The following is a 738-nucleotide window of genomic DNA, read 5'->3' as shown; positions in this document are numbered from 1 at the left end:
AAGGGCGCTTCGCGTCACTACGTGATGCGGCTACGCCGCACTCTTGACGGTGGGTTGAACTGTGCAGGGCGGCACATATCAGGGGAAGGGGTAAGAACGGTTAGGACCTCGCAGCAGTGACTCTCTCCGGGGTTTCCCGGTCGTGTTTGGCGAGTGCTCGTGCAACGGTCGACTTACCAACTCCGAGCACGTCAGCGATGTACACCAGCGTCTTTCCCTGATCGCGCATCTGCACAGCAGCAGCGACACGCTTCGGGGTCATCACCGACGGCCGACCACCGACCCGGCCCTGAGCGCGAGCATGCTCCAAGCCGCGCCGAGTATTCTCTCGGATCGTGTCGACGCGGAGCTGAGCAAACACGGCGACGATACCAAACAGCGCGCGCCCCATCGGGGTGGTGGTGTCGATATCGGGCTCCGTCAGACTCTTGATGTTCACGCCTCGCTCGTGCAGCTCATTGATGGTCTGAATCGCCATCGTCTCGCTGCCCGCGATCCGGTCGAGACGGCGCACCATGAGCGTGTCACCGGCGCGCAAGTAGTCCAAGCAGGCGAGCCACTGCAGGCGATCTTTCACCCTGCTCGACTCCCCACGATCCACGAACACGCGCGTCGCTCCCGCGGCGCGCAGCTCAGCCTCCTGAGCCTCAGGGCTCTGCTCGCGGGTACTCACCCGCGCGTAGCCGACAACGCTCATCACCGCTCCGCCTCCGCGACGATCGTGTGGGCGCGCATCAT

The 738-nt window shown here is 64.2% G+C and carries 1 protein-coding gene; it reads right to left on the bottom strand.

What is annotated here, in order from left to right:
- Positions 1 to 100: 100 nt before the first annotated feature.
- A partial coding sequence (locus tag FK530_RS24470) for a recombinase family protein (protein WP_231706788.1) occupies positions 101 to 738 on the bottom strand: 638 nt, incomplete at its 5' end.

The organism is Tsukamurella conjunctivitidis (assembly GCF_007858475.1).
Lineage (GTDB): Bacteria > Actinomycetota > Actinomycetes > Mycobacteriales > Mycobacteriaceae > Tsukamurella > Tsukamurella conjunctivitidis.
The sequence above is the reverse complement of the archived record's forward strand: the minus strand, read 5'-3'. Positions and strand labels throughout refer to the sequence as shown.